Genomic DNA, 19,945 nt, shown 5'->3' on the forward strand with positions numbered 1-19,945 from the left:
GACTCACAGCCCGTACTCCTTCCAGCGGCGGTCCACCAGGGCCGCCGTCGCCGGGTCGGACTCCACCATGTCAGGCCATCCGCCGTCCCTGGTGTAGCCCTCCTCCGGCAGCTTCTTCGTGGCGTCGATGCCCGCCTTGCCGCCCCAGAACTGCTGGTACGAGGCGTGGTCCAGGTGGTCCACCGGTCCCTCGACCACCGTGAGGTCGCGGGAGTAGTCGGTGTTGCCCAGGGCCCGCCAGGACACCTCGTGCAGGTCGTGGACGTCGCAGTCCTTGTCCACCACGATGATCAGCTTGGTCAGCGACATCATGTGCGCGCCCCAGATGGCGTGCATGACCTTCTGCGCGTGCTTGGGGTACTTCTTGTCGATCGAGACGATCGCGCAGTTGTGGAAGCCGCCCGACTCGGGCAGGTGGTAGTCCACGATGTCCGGCACGATGATCTTCAGCAGCGGCAGGAAGAAGCGCTCCGTCGCGCGGCCCAGAGGGCCGTCCTCGGTCGGCGGGCGCCCCACCACGATGGACTGCAGCAGCGGCCGCTTCCGCATCGTGATGCAGTCGATCTTCAGCGCGGGGAAGGGCTCCTGCGGGGTGTAGAAGCCGGTGTGGTCGCCGAAGGGGCCCTCCGGCAGCATCTCGCCGGGCTCCAGCCAGCCCTCGACCACGACCTCGGCGTTCGCCGGGACCTGGAGCGGGACGGTCTTGCAGTCGACCATCTCGATCCGCTTGCCCGCCACGAAGCCGGCGAACAGGTATTCGTCGATGTCGCCGGGCAGCGGGGCGGTGGAGGCGTAGGTCACGGCCGGCGGGCAGCCGAAGGCGATCGCGACCGGCAGCCGCTCGCCGCGCGCCGCCGCGACCGCGTAGTGGTTGCGGCTGTCCTTGTGGATCTGCCAGTGCATGCCGATGGTGCGCTTGTCGTGGCGCTGCAGCCGGTACAGGCCGAGGTTCCGCACGCCCGTCTCCGGGTGCTTGGTGTGCGTGAGCCCCAGGTTGAAGAAGGAACCGCCGTCCTTGGGCCAGGTGAACAGCGCCGGCAGCCGGTCCAGGTCCACGTCGTCCCCGGTGAGGACGACCTCCTGGACGGGCGCGGAGTCGCCCTTCACCTTCCTCGGCGGGACGTGCACCATCGAGCCGAGCTTGCCGAACGCCTCGCGGACGCCGATGAAGCCCTGCGGCAGCTCCGGCTTCAGCAGGCCGCCGATCTTCTCGCTGATCTCGCCGTAGGACTTCAGGCCGAGGGCCTTGAGCAGCCGGCGGTCGGTACCGAAGACGTTCATCGCCAGGGGCATGTCGGAGCCCTTGACGTTCTCGAACAGGAGGGCCGGACCGCCCGCCTTGTTCACTCTGTCGACGATCTCCCCGACCTCCAGGTACGGGTCGACTTCGGCCTTGATGCGCTTGAGGTCGCCCTCCCGCTCCAGGGCCCGGAGCAGCGAGCGGAGATCGTCGTAAGCCATGGGGGCAAGTATCCGGCACGGACTACCCTGAAGGCGTCACCGGGGCCCGCCGCGGCCCGCCGCCACTGCCTGGGGGTCGGACCCACACCGTGCTGCGCTATCTGCCGTTCCTGCTGATCATCGGTTTGACCATCTACACCTTCATCGACTGCCTGAACACCCCCGAGGAAGAGGTCAAGCACCTCCCCAAGGTGGTGTGGGTGATCATCATCCTGCTGTTCTCGATCGTGGGACCGGTTGTCTGGCTCTTCGCGGGGAAGAAGCGGGTGGCCTCCGGCGGCGGGGCCGGGCGGGGCCGCGGCCGCACCCAGTGGGTGGCCCCGGACGACAACCCCGACTTCCTGAACTCGCTCCGCGAGCAGCAGCGCGCGAAGCAGCGGGACGAGAAGCGGCAGAACGAGCAGGACGAGCAGGACGGCGACAAAGACGGCGAGCAGGACCAGGACGGGGACAAGGACGGCGACAAGGGCAAGGACCGGGACAACCGGGAGTAGCCCCCGTCAGGCGGCCGTTCGGGCCGCCGCCCGGAGGGGGCGGGACGCCGCCTCCCGGCGCACCGCCCGGACCAGGGCCCTTACGACCGCATTGTGGTCGGCGGCTCGCCACACCAGCCCGTACTCGGCCGGCTCGGCGTCGGTCACCGGAAGATGGGCCACCCCGGGGCGGGCGTGGTACGTCGTCGCGTGTTCCGGGAGCAGCAGGGCGCCCTCTCCGGCCGCGACCAGCATCAGCGCTTCCTGTGTGTGGGTGACCTCCGCCCCCCGCCCGATCGGCCGGCCCGCGGGCGTCCGCTGAGGGGCGGACCGTTCCCGCAGGTGCACTGGCACCTCCCCGCCGGTCCGCAGCAGCCGTACGCCCGCCAGGTCCTCCAGCGTCAGCGCGGTGCGCGCGGCGAGCGGGTCGTCGGCCGCCACCGCCAGGACCCGGCGTTCCCTCAGCAGCACCGGCCCGGCCTCCAGGTCGGGCTCGCGCACCGGGAACTCGGCGAAGGCGACGTCGAAGTCGCCGCTGCGCAGCTGCCCGTAGGGATCCGACAGCGGCACCTCGCACACCGTCACCTCCAGCTCCGGATGGCCGGTGCGGAGCTGCCGGGCGGCCCGCAGCACCAGTTCCCCCGTGGGCGGGGTGGGGAAGCCGACGTGCACCGTGCCGTGGACGGCCCGGGCGGTGGCCGCGGCGCGTTCCAGGGCGTCCCGGACGCCCCGGTGGTGGGGTTCGAGGTCGGCGCGCAGCTGCGCGCCCAGCGCGGTGAGGGACACCCTGCGGCTGGTGCGCAGGAACAGCGGTGCGCCCACGCGCCGTTCCAGGCGGCCGATCATCTGGCTGACCCGGGCGCGGGACAGCAGCATCCGCTCGGCGGTCCGGCCGAAGTGCAGCTCGTCGGCCAGGATCAGGAAGGCGTCCAGTTCATCGCGTTCGGTAAGCACGGCTTACCGAACGTTGCGGTCTTCGGCGTTGTTCCCCAAGACCCCGCGGACGAAGGTTGGTTGAGCCGGCAACCAACCTTCCTTCATTCCTCGATTCTTCGTCCGGGGGTTCCCATGGAATCGAACGACACCATCCGCGGCCGCCAGTGGGGCGTCCTGCTCGTCCTCTGCGGCGCGATCTTCCTGGAGGGCATCGACGTCGCCATGCTGAACGTGGCCCTGCCGTCCATCCGGGCGGACCTGGGCCTGTCCACCGGCGAACTCCAGTGGGTGATGAGCGCCTACGTGCTCGGCTACGGCGGCTTCATGCTGCTGGGCGGGCGGGCCGCGGACCTCTTCGGGCGCCGGCGGATGTTCCTGGGCTGGCTGACCGTCTTCCTGCTGTTCTCCGGGCTCGGCGGGCTGGCCACCGAGGGCTGGATGCTGATCACCGCACGGTTCGTGACCGGTGTGGCCGCGGCCTTCATGACCCCGGCCGGGCTCTCGATCATCACCACCGGCTTCACGGAGGGCCCACAGCGCGACAAGGCCCTGCTGGTGTACTCCGGCACGGCGGCCGGCGGGTTCTCCATCGGCCTGGTGGTCGGCGGGCTGCTGTCCTCGGTGGGCTGGCGCTGGGTGTTCTTCGCCCCGGTGGGCCTGTCCGCGGTGATCCTGGTGGCCGCACTGGCCCTCGTACCGAAGCCGGCGGCGCCGGTACGGACGCCCGGCCGGCGGATCGACCTGGCCGGCGGGCTGACCGTCACCGCCGCGCTGGTGCTGCTGGTGCTCGGCGTGGAGCGGGCGGCGCACGCCCCGGCGGCCGCGACCGCCGCCACGCTCGGGGCCGGGCTCGTACTGCTGGCGGTCTTCGCGGCGGTGGAGCGCCGGGTGCCCGCCCCGCTGGTGAAGCTGTCGGTGCTGCGCTCCGGGCCGCTGGTCCGCACGAACCTGGCCGCGGTGCTGTTCTCCGGCGCCTTCTTCGGCTTCCAGTTCCTGCTGGTGCTCTACCTGCAGGAACTGCGGGACTGGTCCAGCGTGCAGACCAGCCTGGCGATGGTCGTGATCGGCATCGACGCGGCGCTCTCCCCGACGGTGGTGCCGAAGCTGGTGGCCCGCTTCGGCAACGCCCGCCTGATCCTCGCCGGGCTGCTGCTGGCCGCGGTGGCCTACGGGCTGTTCCTGCCGCTGGGCGCGGACTGGTCGTACCCGGTGATGCTGCCCGGCCTGGTGCTGGTGGGCCTGGCGTTCGCCCTGGTCTACGGCCCGCTGACGATCGTCGCCACCGACGGCGTGGCGGAGGAGGACCAGGGGCTGGCGGGCGGCCTGCTCTACACCTCGTTCCAGTTCGGCGCGGCGCTCGGTCTGTCCGCGGTGACCGCGGTCTCCGGTGCGGTGTCCGGCTCGGCGCTGGACGGCTACCGGGCAGCCCTGTGGGTGCCCTTCGCGGCGGTGCTGCTGGCCGCGGCGGTGACCGCGCCGGGGCTGCGGTCCCGGGCGGGGCGGCGGGTGGCCGCCGGGGAGCCCGCCCCGGCGGAGCTGCCTTCTCCGGAGCCCTCCCGGTCCTGAGCGGACCGGGTCACTGCGCCCAGGGCAGGACGCGGGTGCCCTCGGTCCCGGGGACCGAGGCCACCCCGTCCGCGCGCATGGCGACGTACGCCTGGAAGGATTCGACGGCGGTGATCCGGCGCACCACGTCGGGCGGCAGGACCATGGTCTGGCCGGCGGTGACCTCCTCGGTGCGGCCGCCGTCCCAGGTGATCTCCAGGGATCCGGCGGTGACCGTCCAGACCTGCTCGCGGCTGACGGAGTGGTCCGGGCCGGTTGCGCCGGCGGCCATGTCGACGTGCCAGGTGCTGAGCTCGGCGCTGCCGCGGCTGGGGGCGGCGAGGCCGGTCATGGTGGCGTTCGGCGAGACGGTGACGTGCTCGGGGGTGGTGGTGATGACGCGCAAGGCGGCGGCTCCTCGTAACAGAATGAGTGGGTCCACTTGAGTCAAGTTGCTTTACTCGGTGGATGCAGGAGCAAGTAAAGCATCTTGACTTGCCTGTGTCACCATGTTTGCGTGATGAACCACGAGAGCGGGCCCGGCCCCGAACTGACCTTCCTGCTCGGGCTGGGTTTCCAGATGATGCTGGCCGAGTTCACCCGGCGGGTCGCCGAGGCCGGGTACCCGGACCTGCGGCCGGTGCACGGCATGGCCTTCCAGATCCTCAAGGGCGACGGCGCGACGAGCAGTGAGCTCGGGGAGCGGCTGGGGATGACCAAGCAGGCGGCCGGGCAGCTCGTCGACGACCTGGAGCGGCGGGGGTACGTGCGGCGGGAGCCGCACCCTGCGGGGGGCCGGCGGAAGCTGGTCGTGCTCACGGGGGCGGCGTATGCGCATCTTGCCGTGGCGGGGCGGATCCTCCATGAGCTGGAGGGCGAGCTGGCCGGGCCGGTCGACGTTTCGCTGCTGCGGGCGGAGCTGGCGCGGCTGCTGGGGGCGCTCGGCGGGGGTGGGCCGTTGCCGCCGTTGCGGCCCGTCTGGTAGCCGGGCGGGGTCCGGGGGCCAGGCCCGCTGGGCTGGGGCGGGGGTACGAGCGCTGAGCGGGTGTTCCGGTGTGCCCACCCGTTCCGCCCTGCGGAACGCCTGCCCACACCGAGGGGGAACGCCTGCCCACACCGGGGCGGAACGCCTGCCCACACCTCGGCGGGACGCCTGCCCCACCGGGCGGGGTCAGTGGGGTTGCAGCTGGGCCGCGTATTCGGTGCGGAGGGCGGTTCGGCGGGAAGGGGTCCAGGTGGGCCAGTACACCGGGTGGCCTTCGAGGTAGTCCTCCAGCAGCAGGAAGTGGTCGTGCCAGCCGGCCAGGCGGTCCAGGGCGTAGGACCCGTCGCCGTGGAGTTCGGCGGTGAAGCGGATCAGGGTGGAGTCGGTGCCCAGCGGCTCCAGGTGGAAGCGCATCCGGCCGTGCACCGGGAAGGTGTACTCGGCGACCCGTTCCACGTCCCAGGCGGTGACCTGGCCCGAGGCCCTGGTGTCCGGGTCCGGCCAGTGCAGGGTGACGGCCCCGCCGAGGTGCCGTTCCAGGGTCTCGGCTTCCGCCAGCCAGCCGTGCAGGCCCTCCGGCGTGGTCAGGGCCTGCCACACCGTTTCGTACGCGTGCGCCACGTGCGGCGCGATGTGCAGCAGCCAGTGGTCACCGTCGCGCCGCTCGCTGGTGCCATGGCTCACGGGAGACATGACACCAGCGTCGCACTTGCGCCGGTCGTACGCCGCTCCGGTCAGACGCCCGCGTACGAGTGCTTGCCGTTGAGCAGGATGTTCACGCCGTAGTAGTTCCAGATCCAGCAGGCGAACGCGAACAGCGCCAGGTAGGCGGCCTTGCGGCCCTTCCAGCCGGCCGTGGCCCGCGCGTGCAGGTAGCCGGCGTAGGCCACCCAGGTCACGAAGGACCAGACCTCCTTGGGGTCCCAGCCCCAGTAGCGGCCCCAGGCGTCGCCGGCCCAGATGGCGCCGGCCACGATGGTGAAGGTCCACAGCGGGAAGACGGCCGCGTTGATCCGGTACGAGAGCTTGTCCAGCGAGGCGGCGGAGGGCAGCCGCTCCAGCACCGAGGTGGCGAAGGCGCCGGGCTTGCCGCCGGCCGCGAGCTTGGCCTCGTAGGAGTCGCGGAAGAGGTAGAGCAGGGTGCCGGCGGCGCCGACGTAGAAGACCGCGCCGCAGAAGATCGCGGTGGAGACGTGGATCCACAGCCAGTACGAGTCCAGGGCCGGGACCAGCTGGTCGCTGTCGGTGTAGAGCCACTTGGTGGCGATGCCCAGGTCCAGCAGGACGGTGGTGACCAGGATCAGGCCGAGCCAGCGCACGTTCTTCTTGGCGGCGAGCAGCGCCAGGTACACGCCGACGGCCACCGTGGAGAAGGTGATCGAGAACTCGTACATGTTGCCCCAGGGGGCCCGCTCGACCGACAGCGCACGGGCGGCCACGCCGCCGGCCTCGATCAGGAAGGCCAGTGCGGTCAGGGAGACCGCGATCCGCCCGTAGAGGTCGCCCTTCTCGGTGTCACCGGCGGCGCCGGGGCCGTCGGGGACGTCCCGGGTGCCGTTGCCGGACCGGGTGACCACCTTCGGCTTCTCCAGGACGGCCGTCCCGCCGCCCTTGGTGCGGACCTGCACCGCGGGCGCCTGCGCCGCGGCACCGGTCAGCGCGGCCGCCGTACGGCCGACCTTGCTGCGGCTGCCGAACACCCACTCGGCGATGTGCGCGAGGAAGGCGAGCGTGTAGACCGCCATCGACGAATAGATCAGGTAATTGCTGATCTGCGCCAGGTTCTCGTTGGCTGCGACTGCGAGCGTGCTCATTCCCGCTCTCCTTCAGGGTCTTCTTCGGCAGCGTCGGCGGCGGTGCCGTCGGCGGGACCTTCGGTGGACTTCGGCGCGGTGGGCGCCTTGTCGTGCAGCTCGGCGGCCAGCTCCGCGAGCTCCTCCGCGAGCCGGGCCGACTCGCTGCGGCCGAGACCGGCCATCCGGACGACGGTCACGCCGTCCGGGAGCGCCTCCGCCCGGACCCAGATCCGGCGGCGCTGGATGAACAGGGAGGCGGCCAGGCCCAGGATGGCGGCGATGGCCCCGGCCAGGGCCAGTCCGTTGCCGGGCTGGTGGGACACCTGGAAGGTCGCCCAGCGCTCGATGCCCTCGAACTTCACCGAGCCGGCCCCGTCGGGCAGGGTCATGGTCTCGCCGGGCCGGAGCATCTGCTTGAACAGCTGGCCGTCCGGGCCGAGGAACTTGTTCATCTTGCGGGTGTCGAGCTGGTACACGTTCTGCGGCAGGCCGGAGTCGACGCCGAGGCTGCCGTGGTACGCGCTGAGCGCGAGCACCGGGAAGTCCAGGTCCGGGAACTGGGAGAACATGTTCCCCTTGTTCTGGCCCGCGAAGGTGGGGACGAACCAGGCGGCGAAGCCGAGCTGGGTCTTCTTCCCGTCCTTGTCCCGGTAGCCGTCGGTGACCTTGACCGCGCCGGAGGAGGTGAGGTGGGAGTCCTGCGGCAGCATCGGCACGGCGTCCTTGAAGATCACCTTGCCCTGGCGGTCGGTCACCGAGATGACCGGCGCGTAGCCGTGGCCGAGCAGGTAGACCTTGGCGCCGTCGATGTCGAGGGGCTTGTTGACCTCGATCTCGGCCTTCCGGGGCGCGCCGTCGGCTCCCTCGCTGACGGAGACGTACGCCTTGAAGTCGCGCGGGGTGCCCTTCTGCGGGCCGGTCTTCTCGAAGGTGGCGTCGAACTCGTCCAGGGTGAAGCTGAACTTCGGCAGGGTGTCGGTGTCGAAGAGGCTGCCGGACTTGAAGTCGTCGTACTGGGTGAGCGTGTTCGAGAAGCCCTGGCCGCGCAGGACCAGCTTGCCGCCCTCGGACTTGAAGAGCTGGCCGGTGGCGAAGGCCACCAGCATCAGGATCAGGGCGATGTGGAAGGCCAGGTTGCCGGCCTCGCGGAGATAGCCCTTCTCGGCGGCGACGGAGCCCCCGGCGGCGTCGGAGCCCTCGGCGGCGTCGGTGCGGAACCGGCGCCCGGCCAGCAGGCTCTTCGCGTGGGCGAGGACCTCCTCGGGGGCGGCCCCGGTGCGCCAGGTGGTGTACGCGGGCAGCCGGTCCAGCCGCTTCGGCGCAGCCGGCGGGCGGCCGCGCAGCTGGCCGACGAACTGCCAGGTGCGCGGGACGATGCAGCCGATCAGCGAGATGAACAGCAGCAGGTAGATCGCCGAGAACCAGAACGAGGTGTAGACGTCGAAGAGCTGGAGCTTCTCGGCGACCGGCACCCAGAAGTCGTGTTCCAGCTTCCACCGCTCGACCTTCATCGGGTCGACCTGGGTCTGCGGGATCAGCGAGCCCGGGATGGAGCCCAGCGAGAGCAGGAGCAGCAGGAGCAGCGCCACCCGCATGGAGGTGAGCTGCCGCCAGAACCAGCGGATCCAGCCGATCACGCCGATGCCGGTGGGCGCGGCGTCCTCGGCGGGGGCCGTGGAGAGCTGCGCCCCGGCGTCGCCGAGGCCGCTGTCGCCGGTGTCGGGGCCGCTGTCGCCGGGGCCGCCGTCGCCGGTTTCGGTGCCGGGGCCGCCGTCGGCGGGGCCCGGATCGTGACCGGCGGTGTCCGCGTCGGCCTCGCCGGCCGCCTTGGTGTTGTCCGTCGTACTCATGTGCCTGTCGTCCTCAGATCCCGACCGTGAAGGTGCTGGCCCAGCCCTGCATGTCCGACACGATGCTGGCCCAGATTCCTGTGACGAGCAGCAGGCCGGTGAGGATCAGCATGCCGCCGCCGATCCGCATCACCCACGCGTAGTGCTTCTTGACCCAGCCGAACGCGCCCAGCGCCTTGCGGAAGGCGACGGCCGTGACGATGAAGGGCAGCCCGAGCCCGATGCAGTACACGGCGGTCAGTCCGGCGCCGCGCACGGCGCTCGCCTCGTTGAAGGAGAGCGTGATCAGGGCGCCGAGGGTGGGGCCGGTGCAGGGGGCCCAGCTCAGGCCGAAGAGCGCGCCGAGCAGGGGCGCCCCGACCAGGCCGGCCGCGGGCTTCTTGTGGAAGCGGAACTCGCGCATCGTCAGGCCCGGGATCCAGCCCATGAAGAAGAACCCCAGGAGGATCACCAGGAAGCCCATGACCCGGGAGATGATCTCCCGGTTGGCCTGGAGGGTGTTGCCGAACTGTCCGAAGAGCGCCCCGGTGGAGACGAACACGGCGGTGAAGCCGAGGACGAACAGGCTCGCGCCGAGGAGCATCCGGCCGCGCCGGGCCTCGGCCAGGTCGGCGCCGCTGGCTCCGGTGACGTAGGAGAGGTAGCCGGGGACGAGCGGGAGCACGCAGGGCGAGAAGAACGAGACCAGTCCGGCGAGCAGTGCGATGGGCACCGCCAGCAGCAGACCTCCGCTCAGGACGGTCTCGTTCACGCCGACGTCCTGGGCGGCGAGGAGCATCACGGGGTCACTTCTCCGCGAGCAGCGGGTCGATCATCTGACGGAGCCGCTTGTCGTCGATCGCGGTGAGGGCGCGGGCTGCGATCCTGCCCTCCCGGTCGAGGACTATCGTGGAGGGGATGGCCGCCGGGTTGAGGGTGCCGGTGGGGAAGCGGAGGACCAGCTTGCCCGCGGGGTCGAAGAGGCTCGGGTAGCCGATCCCGTAGTCCTTCTCGAAGTTGAGCGCGTTCTGCTTGCTGTTGTCCCGGGTGTTGATCCCGACGAAGGCGACGTCCTTGGCCAGCTCTTCGGAGACCTTCTTGAAGTACGGGGCCTCGGTCCGGCAGGGGCCGCACCAGGAGCCCCAGACGTTGATGACGACGACCTTGCCCTTGAGGGTGGAGGTGTCGAGGGTGCCGCCTTCGACGGTCTCGCCGTCGAGCTTGGGCGCGGCCACGCGCTTGCCCCGCGCGACGGTGGAGATACCGCTCGGTCCGGTGACGTAGTTGCCGCCGGACGAGCCGGTGGAGCTGCCGCCGCCGTCGGTGCACGCCGTGAGGGTGAGGGCGCTCGCGAGGGTCACCGCGGTCAGCAGGATGGGGGCGCGGCCAGTTCTCATGTGAAAAGTTTCGCATGAGCATATCGGGGATCTTCCGCACCCCCCGCGGCGCTGACGAACCGCAGCTCAGGCGGCCGTCAGGTAGGTCTTCCAGCCGCCGGCCGGGGCCTGGCCGGGGTGGAGCGCACGCATCTTCGCGAGGATCTTGGGGTCCTGGACGTCGAGCCAGTCGACCAACTGCCGGAAGGATACGAGCCTTACATCCTTTTTGTCCGACATCCCCTTGAGGGCCTCCTCGACGGCGTCCATGTAGATGCCGCCGTTCCATTCCTCGAAGTGGTTGCCGATGAACAGCGGCGCCCGGTTCGTCTCGTAGGCCCGCTTGAAGCCGCCCAGGTAGGTGGCGGTGGCCTGGGTGCGCCAGGCCGGGTAGTTGGAGGGCACGCCCCGGGTGGTGTTCTTCGACTGGTTGGCGAGGATGTTGTAGTCCATGGACAGGACCTCGAAGCGGTGCCCGGGGAACGGCAGCGCCTGCAGCGGCAGGTCCCAGACCCCGCCCTTCTTCACCGGCCACTGCTGGAGCCCGCCCGGCGAGCTCGCGTCGTAGCGCCAGCCGAGCTTCCCGGCGGTCGGCAGCAGGTTGTCCTGGCCCAGCAGGCACGGCGTACGGGCGCCGGCCAGCTCCTTCGTGTAGTCGAACGGCAGCGGCTGGAGGTCGGTGAAGCCGGTGTTCGTCTTCCAGTTGGTGACGAAGGACACGGCCTGGTCTGTCTCGCTCTGCCAGTCCTGCGGGGTCCAGCGGGCGACGGAGCCGGAGCCGGCGCAGAAGTGGCCGTTGAAGTGGGTGCCCACCTCGTGGCCGTCGAGCCACGCCTGCCGGACGTTCTGCAGGGTCAGCCGGACGTTCTCGTCCTTGAGGTAGCCGATGTCGGAGGCGCCGACCGGATTCCTCGGCGGCTTGTAGAGGGACTTCTTCGACTCGGGGAGCAGGTATATCCCGGAGAGGAAGAAGGTCATGGCCGCGTGGTGGTCCTTGGCCAGCTTGAGGAAGCGCGGGAAGAGGCCGTTGCCCACCTCTCCCGCGCCGTCCCAGCTGAACACCACGAACTGCGGCGGGGTCTCGCCCGGCTGCAGCGGCACGGGCTTGTCCGGCTGGTTCGGCTGCGGCCCGGTGTCGGCAGTCGAACCGTCGCCTATGAGCCTGGGCTCGGGGCCGCCGCCCTGCTTGCCGCCCCCGCCGCCGCCACCGGACCCGGACTTGCCTCCGCCACCACCGCCACCGCCGGTGCCGCAGCCCGCGAGCACCGGCGCGGCCGCCGCGCCGAGACCAAGACCGAGCACGCCCCTGCGACTGATACGACTGACCCCGCGCATGTCACCCTCCCCGATGCCGTCCCACGCGCCATCCGCTGTCCATATAACCGGACATGTCGGAGTGGCCGTGAACCTGACACGGGGATTCCCGCCCGGTCCGGCTGTTAATGACCCGGGGCCGTAACAGGCGTGCACCGAACGGACACGGGCGGACGGACGCGTGCGGACGGACGCATGCGGACGGACGCATGCGGACGGACGCATGCGGACGGAGACGCGGGCACGACCCGCGCTCACCGCTACGCGCCGAACGCCTTCGACTTCCCCTTCACCGGCTTGGCGCCCGCCAGCAGGTGCGCCGGCACCAGGTCCCGGGCCGGCTCGCTGTAGCCCACCGACACCAGCTTGTCCCCCCGGTACGTGAAGGAGGTCAGCGACGCCAGCGTGCACTGGCGGCGCCGCGGGTCGTGCCACAGCCGCCGCTTCTCCGCGAAGCTGCGCACGATCCAGATCGGCAGCTGGTGGCTGACCGCCACCGCCTCGTGCCCGCGCGCCCGGTCCTTCGCCGCGTCCAGCGCCGCCATCATCCGCACGACCTGCTCGACGTACGGCTCGCCCCAGGACGGCTTGAACGGGTTGGTGAGGTGCTTCCAGTTCGACGGCTTGCGCAGCGCGCCGTCGCCGACGCCGAAGGTCTTGCCCTCGAAGACGTTCTCCGCCTCCAGCAGCCGGTCGTCCGTCGCGATGTCCAGGCCGTGGCTCTTGGCGATCGGCGCCGCCGTCTCCTGCGCCCGCTCCAGCGGGGAGGAGACGACGTACGTGACGTCCCGGCCCTCCAGGTGCTCGGCGACCCGGTCCGCCATCTGCCGGCCGAGGTCGGAGAGGTGGTAGCCGGACCGGCGGCCGTAGAGCACGCCGTCCGGGTTGTGCACCTCGCCGTGCCGCATCAGGTGGACGACGGTGATCTCGCCGCCGCCCGCGGATCCGGCCGCGGAGCCGCCCGTGGTGTCGCTCATGCCGTCGCCTCCGCGGCGGCACGGGCGGCGGCGGGCAGCGCGGCGGCGATCCGCTCCACGGCCCGCTCGTCGTGCGCGGTGGACACGAACCAGGACTCGAAGGCGGACGGCGGCAGGTACACGCCGTTGGCCAGCATCGCGTGGAAGAACGCGGTGAAGCGGAAGCTCTCCTGCTTCTTCGCGTCCTCGTAGTCCTTCACCTCGTCCGGGGTGAAGAACACCGAGAACATGTTGGAGGCCGTCTGCAGCCGGTGCGCCACGCCCTCCTTGGCCAGCGCCCGGGTGACCAGGCCCTGGATCTCCGCCGACACGGCGTCGACCTTGTCGTACGCCGCCTGGTCGAGCAGCCGCAGCTGCGCCAGGCCCGCGGCGGTCGCGATCGGGTTACCGGAGAGCGTGCCCGCCTGGTAGACCGGGCCGGCCGGAGCCAGGTAGGCCATCACGTCGGCGCGGCCGCCGAAGGCCGCGGCCGGGAAGCCGCCGCCCATGACCTTGCCGAAGGTCAGCAGGTCCGGCTTGACGCCCTCGACGCCGTACCAGCCGGCCCGCGAGGTGCGGAAGCCGGTCATGACCTCGTCGGAGATGAACAGCGCGCCGTCCTGGCGGCACAGGTCCGCCAGACCCTGGTTGAAGCCGGGCGCCGGGGTGACCACGCCCATGTTGCCGGGCGCCGCCTCGGTGATCACACAGGCGATCTCGCCCGGGTGCGCGGCGAAGGCCGCCCGGACCGCGTCCAGGTCGTTGTAGGGGAGCACGATCGTGTCGCCGGCCTGGGCGCCGGTCACGCCCGGGGTGTCCGGCAGCGCGAAGGTGGCCAGGCCGGAACCGGCGGCGGCCAGCAGCGCGTCCACGTGGCCGTGGTAGCAGCCGGCGAACTTCACGACCTTCGCGCGGCCCGTGAAGCCGCGGGCCAGGCGGATGGCCGACATGGTCGCCTCGGTGCCGGAGGACACCAGGCGGACCTGCTCGACGGGCTCGATGCGGGCGACGATCTCCTCGGCGAGCGCGACCTCGCCCTCACCCGGCGTGCCGAAGGAGGTGCCGCGGGCGACGGCCGCCTGCACCGCCTCGATCACCTCGGGGCGGGAGTGGCCGAGGATCATCGGCCCCCACGAGCACACGAGGTCGACGTACTCGCGCCCGTCGGCATCGGTGAGGTACGGACCGGTACCGGACACCATGAACCGGGGCGTACCGCCCACGGCGCGGAAGGCGCGGACCGGAGAGTTCACGCCGCCGGGGGTCACGAGGGACGCACGCTCGAAGAGCGTCTGCGAAACTGGGGCTTCATACGTGTACGGGTAGCTCACACCAGCCATGGTCTCAGAGGCCGCGACTTCGCTTGCGGACGGGCGTTTCACCGCTGCGGCGCGGGGGAGGTCACTGCCATGATGATCAGGCTGCGTGGCGGGGGCCGCGGGGCCGGGTCAGGCGGCCACGGGGCCGGGACGTACGGTCGCGGGGCCGGGGCAGACGGCCGCGGGACCGGGGCATACGGCCGCAGGGCCGGGACAGGCGGCCGCGAGGCCGGGGCAGTCACAGGCGCAGGCAAGACCAGTCGGGTGGAGATATGCAACGCGGTGGTGGACCGGGCGAGGGTATGGACGGCCTCGACCCGAAGCGCGCCCGCGAAGCCCGTGAAGCGCGCCGGCGCGGCAAGCACCGCCGCGCCCAGGCCGAGCAGGCGGAGGCCGCGTCGCCCTCTGCGGACCCGACGCCGGCACCCGCTCCCCCGGCACCCGCTCCCCCCTCGCCCGCGCCTGCCGCACCTGCTCCTCCCGCGCCCGACATCACCCCGCTGCCCGTGCCCGGGCCGGGCGCGGACCCCGTCCCCGCCCTCGGCGACCTCCGCGGCAAGGCCGGGGGCAGCCGCGGCATGGGGGTGACGTACAAGTACTTCGGCGCCCCGGACGGCGCGACGGCGGCCCGCGTGCCGCACTCGATGCGCCCCGAGGAGCTCGGCGGCGACGAGCTCGGCATGGGCGGCATGTTCACCAGGATCAAGCCGGAGACGGTGGCCGCGATGGTCCTGACCGGCATCGAGGGCATACCCCTGCACAAGGTGCCGCCGCTGGAGCTGGTCGTCCTGCACCCCGACTACGCGGTGGTCAAGCTGCCGATGACGGTGGTGGACCCGCTGCGGGACATCGGCGAGGAGTCGGTGGGCGCGGCGGCCTTCATCTGGTCCACGGTCCCCGACCGCGGCGGCCCGAGCGACGCGTTCAACGTCTACCGGCTGCTGCACGAGTGGCAGGACTTCTCGCAGCGGCTGCACGAGGCGGGGCACCAGCCGTACTGCCTGGTGTGGGGCTGATCCGGCGGTCCTCGCCCCGGTCGTGACGCGCGTGTGCCGCGCCCGGGCGGACCCGGGCGCGGCACAGGCGGTGTTGCTCTGGAGGGTCAGAGCCGTTCAGAGCACCACTACTTCATGCTCTTGGGGCGGTGGTTCGGGTTCATGCCCGGGATCAGCGGCTCGCTGGCCGCCCGGTTGAGCGGCGGGTTCTCCGGGAACGTGACCTCCGTCCAGACCCCGGTGCAGTTGTCGAGCGTGTCGGTGTCGTTGTCGATCTCACACGTCGTCTCGAACAGATCGCCGTCGGTGGTCAGCACCTGGAAGGAGACCAGGTTGGCCTGGGACGCGACGGAGATGGCACAGGCGTTGTCCGGGAAGGTCTCGACGGCGCCGAGGTTCTCCCACGTGAACGGGCCGACGTCGGGCTGGAGGGCCCGGACGCCGCCCCACGCGGTGCCGCCGGTCAGCACGGCCTTGACCTCGTTCGAGGCGCTGGGGTTGTATGCGTCGACGTCGCTGCACGGGCCGGGGGCGCCGGTCGCACCGGTGTCACCCTGCGGGCCGGTCGGGCCGGTCGGGCCGGTGTCACCGGTGGCGCCGGTGTCACCCGTGGCACCCTGCGGACCCGTCGGGCCCGTCGGGCCGGTGTCACCCGTCGCACCCTGCGGGCCGGTCGGACCCGTCGGGCCGACGCTGCCCGTGCCGCCGGGGCCGGTCGGGCCCTGCGGACCCGTCGGGCCGGTCGGGCCGGTGTCACCCGTCGCACCCTGCGGGCCGGTCGGACCCGTCGGGCCGACACTGCCTTCACCGCCGGGGCCGGTCGGGCCCTGCGGACCCGTCGGGCCGGTGGGGCCGGTGTCACCGGTGGCGCCGGTGTCACCCGTGTCGCCGGCGGGGCCCGTCGGGCCGGTGTCGCCGGTCGGGCCCTGCGGACCCGTCGGGCCGGTCGGGCCGGTGGGACCGACCTTGCCCTTGTCCTTGCACTTGTCGTCGTGCTTGCCGTTGTGCTTGCCGTCCTCGTCACCGCGCGGCATGCCGGGCTTGGCCTTGTCCGGGCCGTGCGGGCGGTCGGGCCGACCGTGCTCGTCCTTGCCGTCGTGGTCCTTGCACTCGCCGCCGCCCGACGGGGTGGCCTTGCTGACCGCGGCCGTCTGCACGGCCTTCGCCTGGGCGAGAGCGGGGGCTGCCATACCCGTCAGTACGAGGGCCAGCGATGCGAACGCACCGGACACCGCCATCGCCTTGCGGCGGGGCAGCGGGCCGAGCGACGACCGGGTCCTGAACTCAGGACTCATGCACTTGCTCCTTTACGGAACCGAATGGAGGGGGAATTCGGTGGAAGACGTTCGGACTTCCCCCGGAATCATTCGTTTTCGGCCACGTCCAAGACAGCCAGGCTCGCAGCAACTTCAACACAACGGCCCACCCGGAGCGGGCCATGAGGGGTAAGACACGGTGTGGCGCCACCGCCCCGGCCCGGAAATGCGCCTGTGCCGTGCCCGGCGGCTCCGGACACGGCCCACGCGATCAGCCCTCGCTCACCCGATATACACAGGTCAGCCGGTCATTTCCTGACGGCTTTTCTGTTCACGGCCTTCGCGGGAACGGCCTTCTTCCCGAGGTCCTTCCGCTGGTGGTTGGCGTCCGCCACCGGCTTCCGCGGTGCGTGTGGTGCGCCGGAGCGCTGGACCAGGGTCGGCAGCACCGGAGTGGCCTGGGTCCAGCCGGTGCACATGGTGAGGGTGTCGCTGGCGGTGACGTACGAGCAGCGCGCCTGGTACAGCAGGTTGGTGGTGGTCAGGACCTCGAACTCGACGCCGCCCGACTGGGAGGCGACGGCGATGTGGCAGGCGTTGGCGGGGAAGTTCGAGCCGGCCGGGTTGAGGAGCGTCCAGTTCCACGACGCGCCGTTGCCCCGGGCTCCGCCGATGGCGCGGCCGTCGGTGGTCAGGATCGCCTTGACGTGGGTCGAGCCGCTGGGGTTGAAGGAGTCGACGTCCTGGCAGGGGCCGGTCGTGCCGCTGGCACCCGTGGCGCCGGTCGGTCCGGTGGGGCCGGTGTTGCCGGTGTTGCCCTGCGGGCCGGTCGGACCGGTGGGGCCGGTCGCGCCGGTGTTGCCCTGCAGGCCGGTGGGGCCCGTCGGACCGATGTTGCCCTGGAGGCCGGTCGGACCGGTGGGGCCGGTCGCGCCGACATTGCCCTGCAGGCCGGTCGGTCCGGTCGGACCGGTCGCGCCGGTGTCGCCCTGCAGGCCGGTGGGACCCGTCGGACCGGTGTCACCGACGTTGCCCTGCAGACCCGTCGGGCCGATCGGACCGGTCGGACCGGTCGGACCGGTGTCACCCGTGTTGCCTTGCAGGCCGGTGGGACCCGTCGGACCGATGTTGCCCTGCGGGCCGGTCGGCCCCGTCGGACCCGTGTCACCCACGTTGCCCTGCAGGCCGGTCGGGCCCGTCGCACCCGTGTCGCCCACGTCGCCCTGCGGACCCGTGGGACCGGTCGGACCCGTATCACCGACGTTGCCCTGCGGACCCGTGGAACCGGTCGGACCCGTCGGACCGGTGTCACCCGTTTCACCCTGCAGTCCGGTGGGGCCCGTCGCACCCGTGTCACCCACGTCGCCCTGCGGACCCGTGGGACCGGTCGCGCCCGTCGCACCCGTGTCGCCCTGCAGGCCGGTCGGACCCGTGGGACCCGTCGCACCGGTATCACCCACGCTGCCCTGCGGACCCGTGGGGCCTGTCGCGCCCGTGTCGCCCTGCAGGCCCGTCGGACCCGTCGGACCCGTGTCACCCACGTTGCCCTGCAGGCCCGTGGGACCCGTCGCGCCCGTGTCGCCCACGTCGCCCTGCGGACCCGTCGGGCCGGTCGGACCCGTGTCACCCACGTCGCCCTGCGGACCGGTGGCGCCCGTGTCACCCGGGGTGCCCTGCAGACCCGTGGCACCCGTGTTGCCCGTGTTGCCCTGAGGGCCGGTCGGACCCGTCGGGCCCACGCTGCCGGTGCCGCCGGGGCCCGTCGGGCCCTGCGGACCCGTCGCACCGGTCTCGCCCGCGGCACCCGGGGCACCCGTCGCGCCCACAGGACCGGTCGGGCCCGTCGCACCGGTGTCGCCCTGCAGGCCCTGGGACCCTGTGGGTCCGGTCGGTCCCACGCTGCCCGTGCCGCCGGGCCCCGTCGGACCCTGCGGACCCGTCGCGCCGGTGTCGCCGGTGTCGCCCGTCGCGCCGGCCGGGCCGGTCGGGCCCGTCGGACCGGTGTCGCCCGTGGCGCCCGCGGCGCCACTCGCACCCGTCGCGCCCGTCGCGCCGTCCGCTCCCGTCGGACCCTGCGGGCCGGTCGGGCCCGCGGCGCCCGCAGCACCCGTGGGGCCCGTGTCGCCCCTGGAACCGGCGGGGCCCGTCGGGCCCGTGGGGCCGGCCTTGTCGTGGTGCTTGCACTCGTCGCGGTCGTCGTGACCGCCGCCCGAACCCGCCTGCGGCACGGCCCTGCCCGCGTCGCCGGACTGCGCCCGCTGCGGTGCGTGCGGCCGGTCCGGCCGGGGACGGTCCGTACGCCCGTGTCCGTCCTCGCAGCGCTCCCCGCCGCCCGCCGGGCCCACCGGAGGGGCCGCCGCGGCCGACTTCGCCGCATGCGCCTGCGCGACCACGGGGCCGGCCATGCCCGTCAGTACGAGTGCCAGCGAAGCCAGCGCGCCGGACACGGCGACCGCCCTCCGGCGCGGCAGCGGGCCGAGCGAGGACCGGGAACGGGCCCTGGACTCCGGACTCATGCACGTGCTCCTTACGCAGGACGAATTGGATGATTCCATGTAAAGCGTTCAATCTCCCACCGGAATCATTCGGTTCGCCCCGGCGCGAGCCCACGAGGCACGCAACCGTTTCCCACGTCCGGCGCACCCCGCACAGGTCCATGCGCGCGAAACCCGGCGCGCCCGCCCGTCCCCCCGGCCGTCCGGGGGGACAATCGCGCGCCGACAGCACACATCAGGGAATCAGGACCTCAGGGCGTCAGGACGATCCGGCCGCGCAGGCCGCCCTCCGCCAGCCGGGCGTGCGCCTTGGCCGCGTCGGCCAGTGCGTACGTCTCGCCCACCCGCGGCGTCAGCACGTCCTCGTCGACCAGCGCCGCCAGCCGGGCCAGGTGCGCGCCGTCCGCCGCGACCTCCTGCTCGGCCACCCGGACGCCCCGCACCGGCTCCGGGGCCGCGCCCGGGCGCAAGCCGACGTACGAACCGCCGTCCCGGGCGAACGCCAGCGCCTGCTCGCCGAGGACCGCCGCGTCCAGTACGCCGTCCACCGGCCCGGCCGGGCCGGACCCGCGCGGCACGAAGTGCGCCGCGCCCAGCCCGCGTACGAGCTCCTCGTCCGCCGCGCCCGCCAGCGCGCTCACCACCAGGCCGGCCCGGGCCGCGAGCTGCACCGCGAAGCCGCCGACCGCCCCGGCCGCGCCGGTGATCAGCACCGAGTCCCCGGCCTCCAGCCCGAGCAGGTCCAGCGCCTGGGCGGCCGTCAGCGCGCTCAGCGGCACCACCGCCGCCGTCACGTCGTCCACCGATGCGGGAGCCGCGGCCAGCGCGTCCGCGTCCAGGACGGCGTACTCGGCGTGCGTGCCCAGCGGCTTCACCGTTCCGTAGTGCAGGGCTATCACCCGCTGCCCGACGGTCCAGCCGTCGACGCCCTCGCCCACCGCGTCGATCTCGCCGGCGACGTCCCAGCCGAGGCCGATCCGCTCCCCCGCACCGCCGAAGACGCCGATCCGGACCGCCCCGTCGACCGGGTTCAGGCCCGCCGCGCGGACCCGGACCCGGACCTGGCCGGCCGCGGGCCGCGGCACCGGCACCTCGGCGACCCGCACGACCTCCGGACCGCCGAAGCCGTCCACCACCACCGCGTGCATCGTCTCGTTGCTCATCGGACCCTCCCTCGGTTTGTCACCTTCGGCCGTCTCGTCCTGCCGA

18 protein-coding genes are annotated in these 19,945 nt (G+C 72.4%); 4 read left to right on the forward strand and 14 right to left on the reverse strand.

Translation table 11 applies throughout. The features are described 5' to 3' along the window. Positions 1–3 precede the first annotated feature (3 nt). Entirely contained in the window at positions 4–1,461 is a 1,458-nt protein-coding gene (locus tag AB0O36_RS08065; RefSeq protein ID WP_365105743.1) for a menaquinone biosynthesis decarboxylase, read from the reverse strand. Positions 1,462–1,550: 89 nt separating this feature from the next. On the opposite strand from AB0O36_RS08065, the gene AB0O36_RS08070 reads away from it, so the two are divergent. Further along, entirely contained in the window at positions 1,551–1,955 is a 405-nt protein-coding gene (locus tag AB0O36_RS08070) for a PLD nuclease N-terminal domain-containing protein (RefSeq protein WP_365105746.1), read from the forward strand. A gap of 6 nt (positions 1,956–1,961) precedes the next feature. Here the strand turns inward: AB0O36_RS08070 and AB0O36_RS08075 are convergent, their stop codons facing one another. Further along, positions 1,962–2,888: a LysR family transcriptional regulator gene (locus AB0O36_RS08075; RefSeq protein ID WP_365105749.1), complete on the reverse strand. Its 927-nt coding sequence runs from the start codon at positions 2,886–2,888 to the stop codon at positions 1,962–1,964. A gap of 114 nt (positions 2,889–3,002) precedes the next feature. On the opposite strand from AB0O36_RS08075, the gene AB0O36_RS08080 reads away from it, so the two are divergent. Continuing rightward, positions 3,003–4,436: an MFS transporter gene (locus AB0O36_RS08080; RefSeq protein WP_365105751.1), complete on the forward strand. Its 1,434-nt coding sequence runs from the start codon at positions 3,003–3,005 to the stop codon at positions 4,434–4,436. Between the two features lie 10 nt (positions 4,437–4,446). Here AB0O36_RS08080 and AB0O36_RS08085 read toward each other — a convergent pair whose 3' ends face one another. After that, on the reverse strand, positions 4,447–4,821 hold the full coding sequence (locus tag AB0O36_RS08085) for a cupin domain-containing protein (protein WP_365105754.1): 375 nt from the start codon (positions 4,819–4,821) through the stop codon (positions 4,447–4,449). Positions 4,822–4,935: 114 nt separating this feature from the next. On the opposite strand from AB0O36_RS08085, the gene AB0O36_RS08090 reads away from it, so the two are divergent. After that, a complete protein-coding gene (locus tag AB0O36_RS08090) occupies positions 4,936–5,400 on the forward strand; it encodes a MarR family transcriptional regulator (RefSeq protein ID WP_365105757.1) in 465 nt (154 codons plus the stop codon). A gap of 186 nt (positions 5,401–5,586) precedes the next feature. Here AB0O36_RS08090 and AB0O36_RS08095 read toward each other — a convergent pair whose 3' ends face one another. From AB0O36_RS08095 to hemL, 8 genes are all read right to left on the reverse strand, one after another. Further along, entirely contained in the window at positions 5,587–6,093 is a 507-nt protein-coding gene (locus tag AB0O36_RS08095) for an SRPBCC domain-containing protein (RefSeq protein ID WP_365105760.1), read from the reverse strand. A gap of 41 nt (positions 6,094–6,134) precedes the next feature. After that, the gene (gene ccsB / locus AB0O36_RS08100) at positions 6,135–7,214 is read right to left on the reverse strand and encodes a c-type cytochrome biogenesis protein CcsB (protein ID WP_365105763.1); all 1,080 of its coding nucleotides are present in this window, start codon (positions 7,212–7,214) and stop codon (positions 6,135–6,137) included. Continuing rightward, a complete protein-coding gene (locus tag AB0O36_RS08105) occupies positions 7,211–9,046 on the reverse strand; it encodes a cytochrome c biogenesis protein ResB (protein WP_365105766.1) in 1,836 nt (611 codons plus the stop codon). Before AB0O36_RS08105 ends, ccsB begins: the two co-directional genes overlap by 4 nt. 13 nt (positions 9,047–9,059) lie before the next feature. Next, on the reverse strand, positions 9,060–9,824 hold the full coding sequence (locus tag AB0O36_RS08110; RefSeq protein ID WP_365106166.1) for a cytochrome c biogenesis protein CcdA: 765 nt from the start codon (positions 9,822–9,824) through the stop codon (positions 9,060–9,062). A gap of 7 nt (positions 9,825–9,831) precedes the next feature. Beyond that, positions 9,832–10,422: a TlpA disulfide reductase family protein gene (locus AB0O36_RS08115; RefSeq protein WP_365105769.1), complete on the reverse strand. Its 591-nt coding sequence runs from the start codon at positions 10,420–10,422 to the stop codon at positions 9,832–9,834. A 66-nt stretch (positions 10,423–10,488) separates the two neighbouring features. Further along, positions 10,489–11,736 (reverse strand): hypothetical protein, encoded by a 1,248-nt coding sequence (locus AB0O36_RS08120; protein ID WP_365105772.1) that lies wholly within the window; start codon positions 11,734–11,736, stop codon positions 10,489–10,491. A gap of 239 nt (positions 11,737–11,975) precedes the next feature. After that, positions 11,976–12,692 (reverse strand): histidine phosphatase family protein, encoded by a 717-nt coding sequence (locus AB0O36_RS08125; RefSeq protein WP_365105775.1) that lies wholly within the window; start codon positions 12,690–12,692, stop codon positions 11,976–11,978. After that, positions 12,689–14,011, reverse strand: a complete 1,323-nt coding sequence (hemL, locus tag AB0O36_RS08130) for a glutamate-1-semialdehyde 2,1-aminomutase (protein WP_365105778.1) — start codon at positions 14,009–14,011, stop codon at positions 12,689–12,691. The genes AB0O36_RS08125 and hemL overlap by 4 nt, the downstream gene beginning before the upstream one ends. 557 nt (positions 14,012–14,568) lie before the next feature. On the opposite strand from hemL, the gene AB0O36_RS08135 reads away from it, so the two are divergent. Then, positions 14,569–15,006 (forward strand): hypothetical protein, encoded by a 438-nt coding sequence (locus tag AB0O36_RS08135; protein ID WP_365106168.1) that lies wholly within the window; start codon positions 14,569–14,571, stop codon positions 15,004–15,006. A 107-nt stretch (positions 15,007–15,113) separates the two neighbouring features. On the opposite strand, the gene AB0O36_RS08140 is transcribed toward AB0O36_RS08135, so the two are convergent. The 3 genes from AB0O36_RS08140 to AB0O36_RS08150 all read right to left on the reverse strand — a co-directional run bounded on the left by AB0O36_RS08140 (position 15,114) and on the right by AB0O36_RS08150 (position 19,884). Next, positions 15,114–16,280 (reverse strand): hypothetical protein, encoded by a 1,167-nt coding sequence (locus AB0O36_RS08140; protein ID WP_365105780.1) that lies wholly within the window; start codon positions 16,278–16,280, stop codon positions 15,114–15,116. 269 nt (positions 16,281–16,549) lie between these two features. Then, the gene (locus AB0O36_RS08145) at positions 16,550–18,757 is read right to left on the reverse strand and encodes a hypothetical protein (protein ID WP_365105783.1); all 2,208 of its coding nucleotides are present in this window, start codon (positions 18,755–18,757) and stop codon (positions 16,550–16,552) included. A gap of 230 nt (positions 18,758–18,987) precedes the next feature. Next, positions 18,988–19,884: an NADP-dependent oxidoreductase gene (locus tag AB0O36_RS08150; RefSeq protein WP_365106170.1), complete on the reverse strand. Its 897-nt coding sequence runs from the start codon at positions 19,882–19,884 to the stop codon at positions 18,988–18,990. Between the last annotated feature and the right edge of the window lie 61 nt (positions 19,885–19,945).

Origin of the sequence: Streptomyces sp. NPDC089799 (genome assembly GCF_040684755.1) — a bacterium.
Taxonomy (GTDB): domain Bacteria; phylum Actinomycetota; class Actinomycetes; order Streptomycetales; family Streptomycetaceae; genus Streptomyces.

What these genes read in the sequence shown, in the direction of transcription:
- AB0O36_RS08090 (WP_365105757.1), top strand. Translation starts at nt 4,936, where the DNA reads ATGAACCACGAGAGCGGGCCCGGCCCCGAACTGACCTTCCTGCTCGGG.
- AB0O36_RS08080 (WP_365105751.1), top strand. Translation starts at nt 3,003, where the DNA reads ATGGAATCGAACGACACCATCCGCGGCCGCCAGTGGGGCGTCCTGCTC.
- hemL (WP_365105778.1), bottom strand. Translation starts at nt 14,011, where the DNA reads ATGGCTGGTGTGAGCTACCCGTACACGTATGAAGCCCCAGTTTCGCAG.
- AB0O36_RS08125 (WP_365105775.1), bottom strand. Translation starts at nt 12,692, where the DNA reads ATGAGCGACACCACGGGCGGCTCCGCGGCCGGATCCGCGGGCGGCGGC.
- AB0O36_RS08110 (WP_365106166.1), bottom strand. Translation starts at nt 9,824, where the DNA reads ATGCTCCTCGCCGCCCAGGACGTCGGCGTGAACGAGACCGTCCTGAGC.
- AB0O36_RS08140 (WP_365105780.1), bottom strand. Translation starts at nt 16,280, where the DNA reads ATGAGTCCTGAGTTCAGGACCCGGTCGTCGCTCGGCCCGCTGCCCCGC.
- AB0O36_RS08105 (WP_365105766.1), bottom strand. Translation starts at nt 9,046, where the DNA reads ATGAGTACGACGGACAACACCAAGGCGGCCGGCGAGGCCGACGCGGAC.
- AB0O36_RS08145 (WP_365105783.1), bottom strand. Translation starts at nt 18,757, where the DNA reads ATGAGTCCGGAGTCCAGGGCCCGTTCCCGGTCCTCGCTCGGCCCGCTG.
- AB0O36_RS08150 (WP_365106170.1), bottom strand. Translation starts at nt 19,884, where the DNA reads ATGCACGCGGTGGTGGTGGACGGCTTCGGCGGTCCGGAGGTCGTGCGG.
- AB0O36_RS08120 (WP_365105772.1), bottom strand. Translation starts at nt 11,736, where the DNA reads ATGCGCGGGGTCAGTCGTATCAGTCGCAGGGGCGTGCTCGGTCTTGGT.
- AB0O36_RS08095 (WP_365105760.1), bottom strand. Translation starts at nt 6,093, where the DNA reads ATGTCTCCCGTGAGCCATGGCACCAGCGAGCGGCGCGACGGTGACCAC.
- AB0O36_RS08115 (WP_365105769.1), bottom strand. Translation starts at nt 10,422, where the DNA reads ATGAGAACTGGCCGCGCCCCCATCCTGCTGACCGCGGTGACCCTCGCG.
- ccsB (WP_365105763.1), bottom strand. Translation starts at nt 7,214, where the DNA reads ATGAGCACGCTCGCAGTCGCAGCCAACGAGAACCTGGCGCAGATCAGC.
- AB0O36_RS08135 (WP_365106168.1), top strand. Translation starts at nt 14,569, where the DNA reads ATGGGGGTGACGTACAAGTACTTCGGCGCCCCGGACGGCGCGACGGCG.
- AB0O36_RS08065 (WP_365105743.1), bottom strand. Translation starts at nt 1,461, where the DNA reads ATGGCTTACGACGATCTCCGCTCGCTGCTCCGGGCCCTGGAGCGGGAG.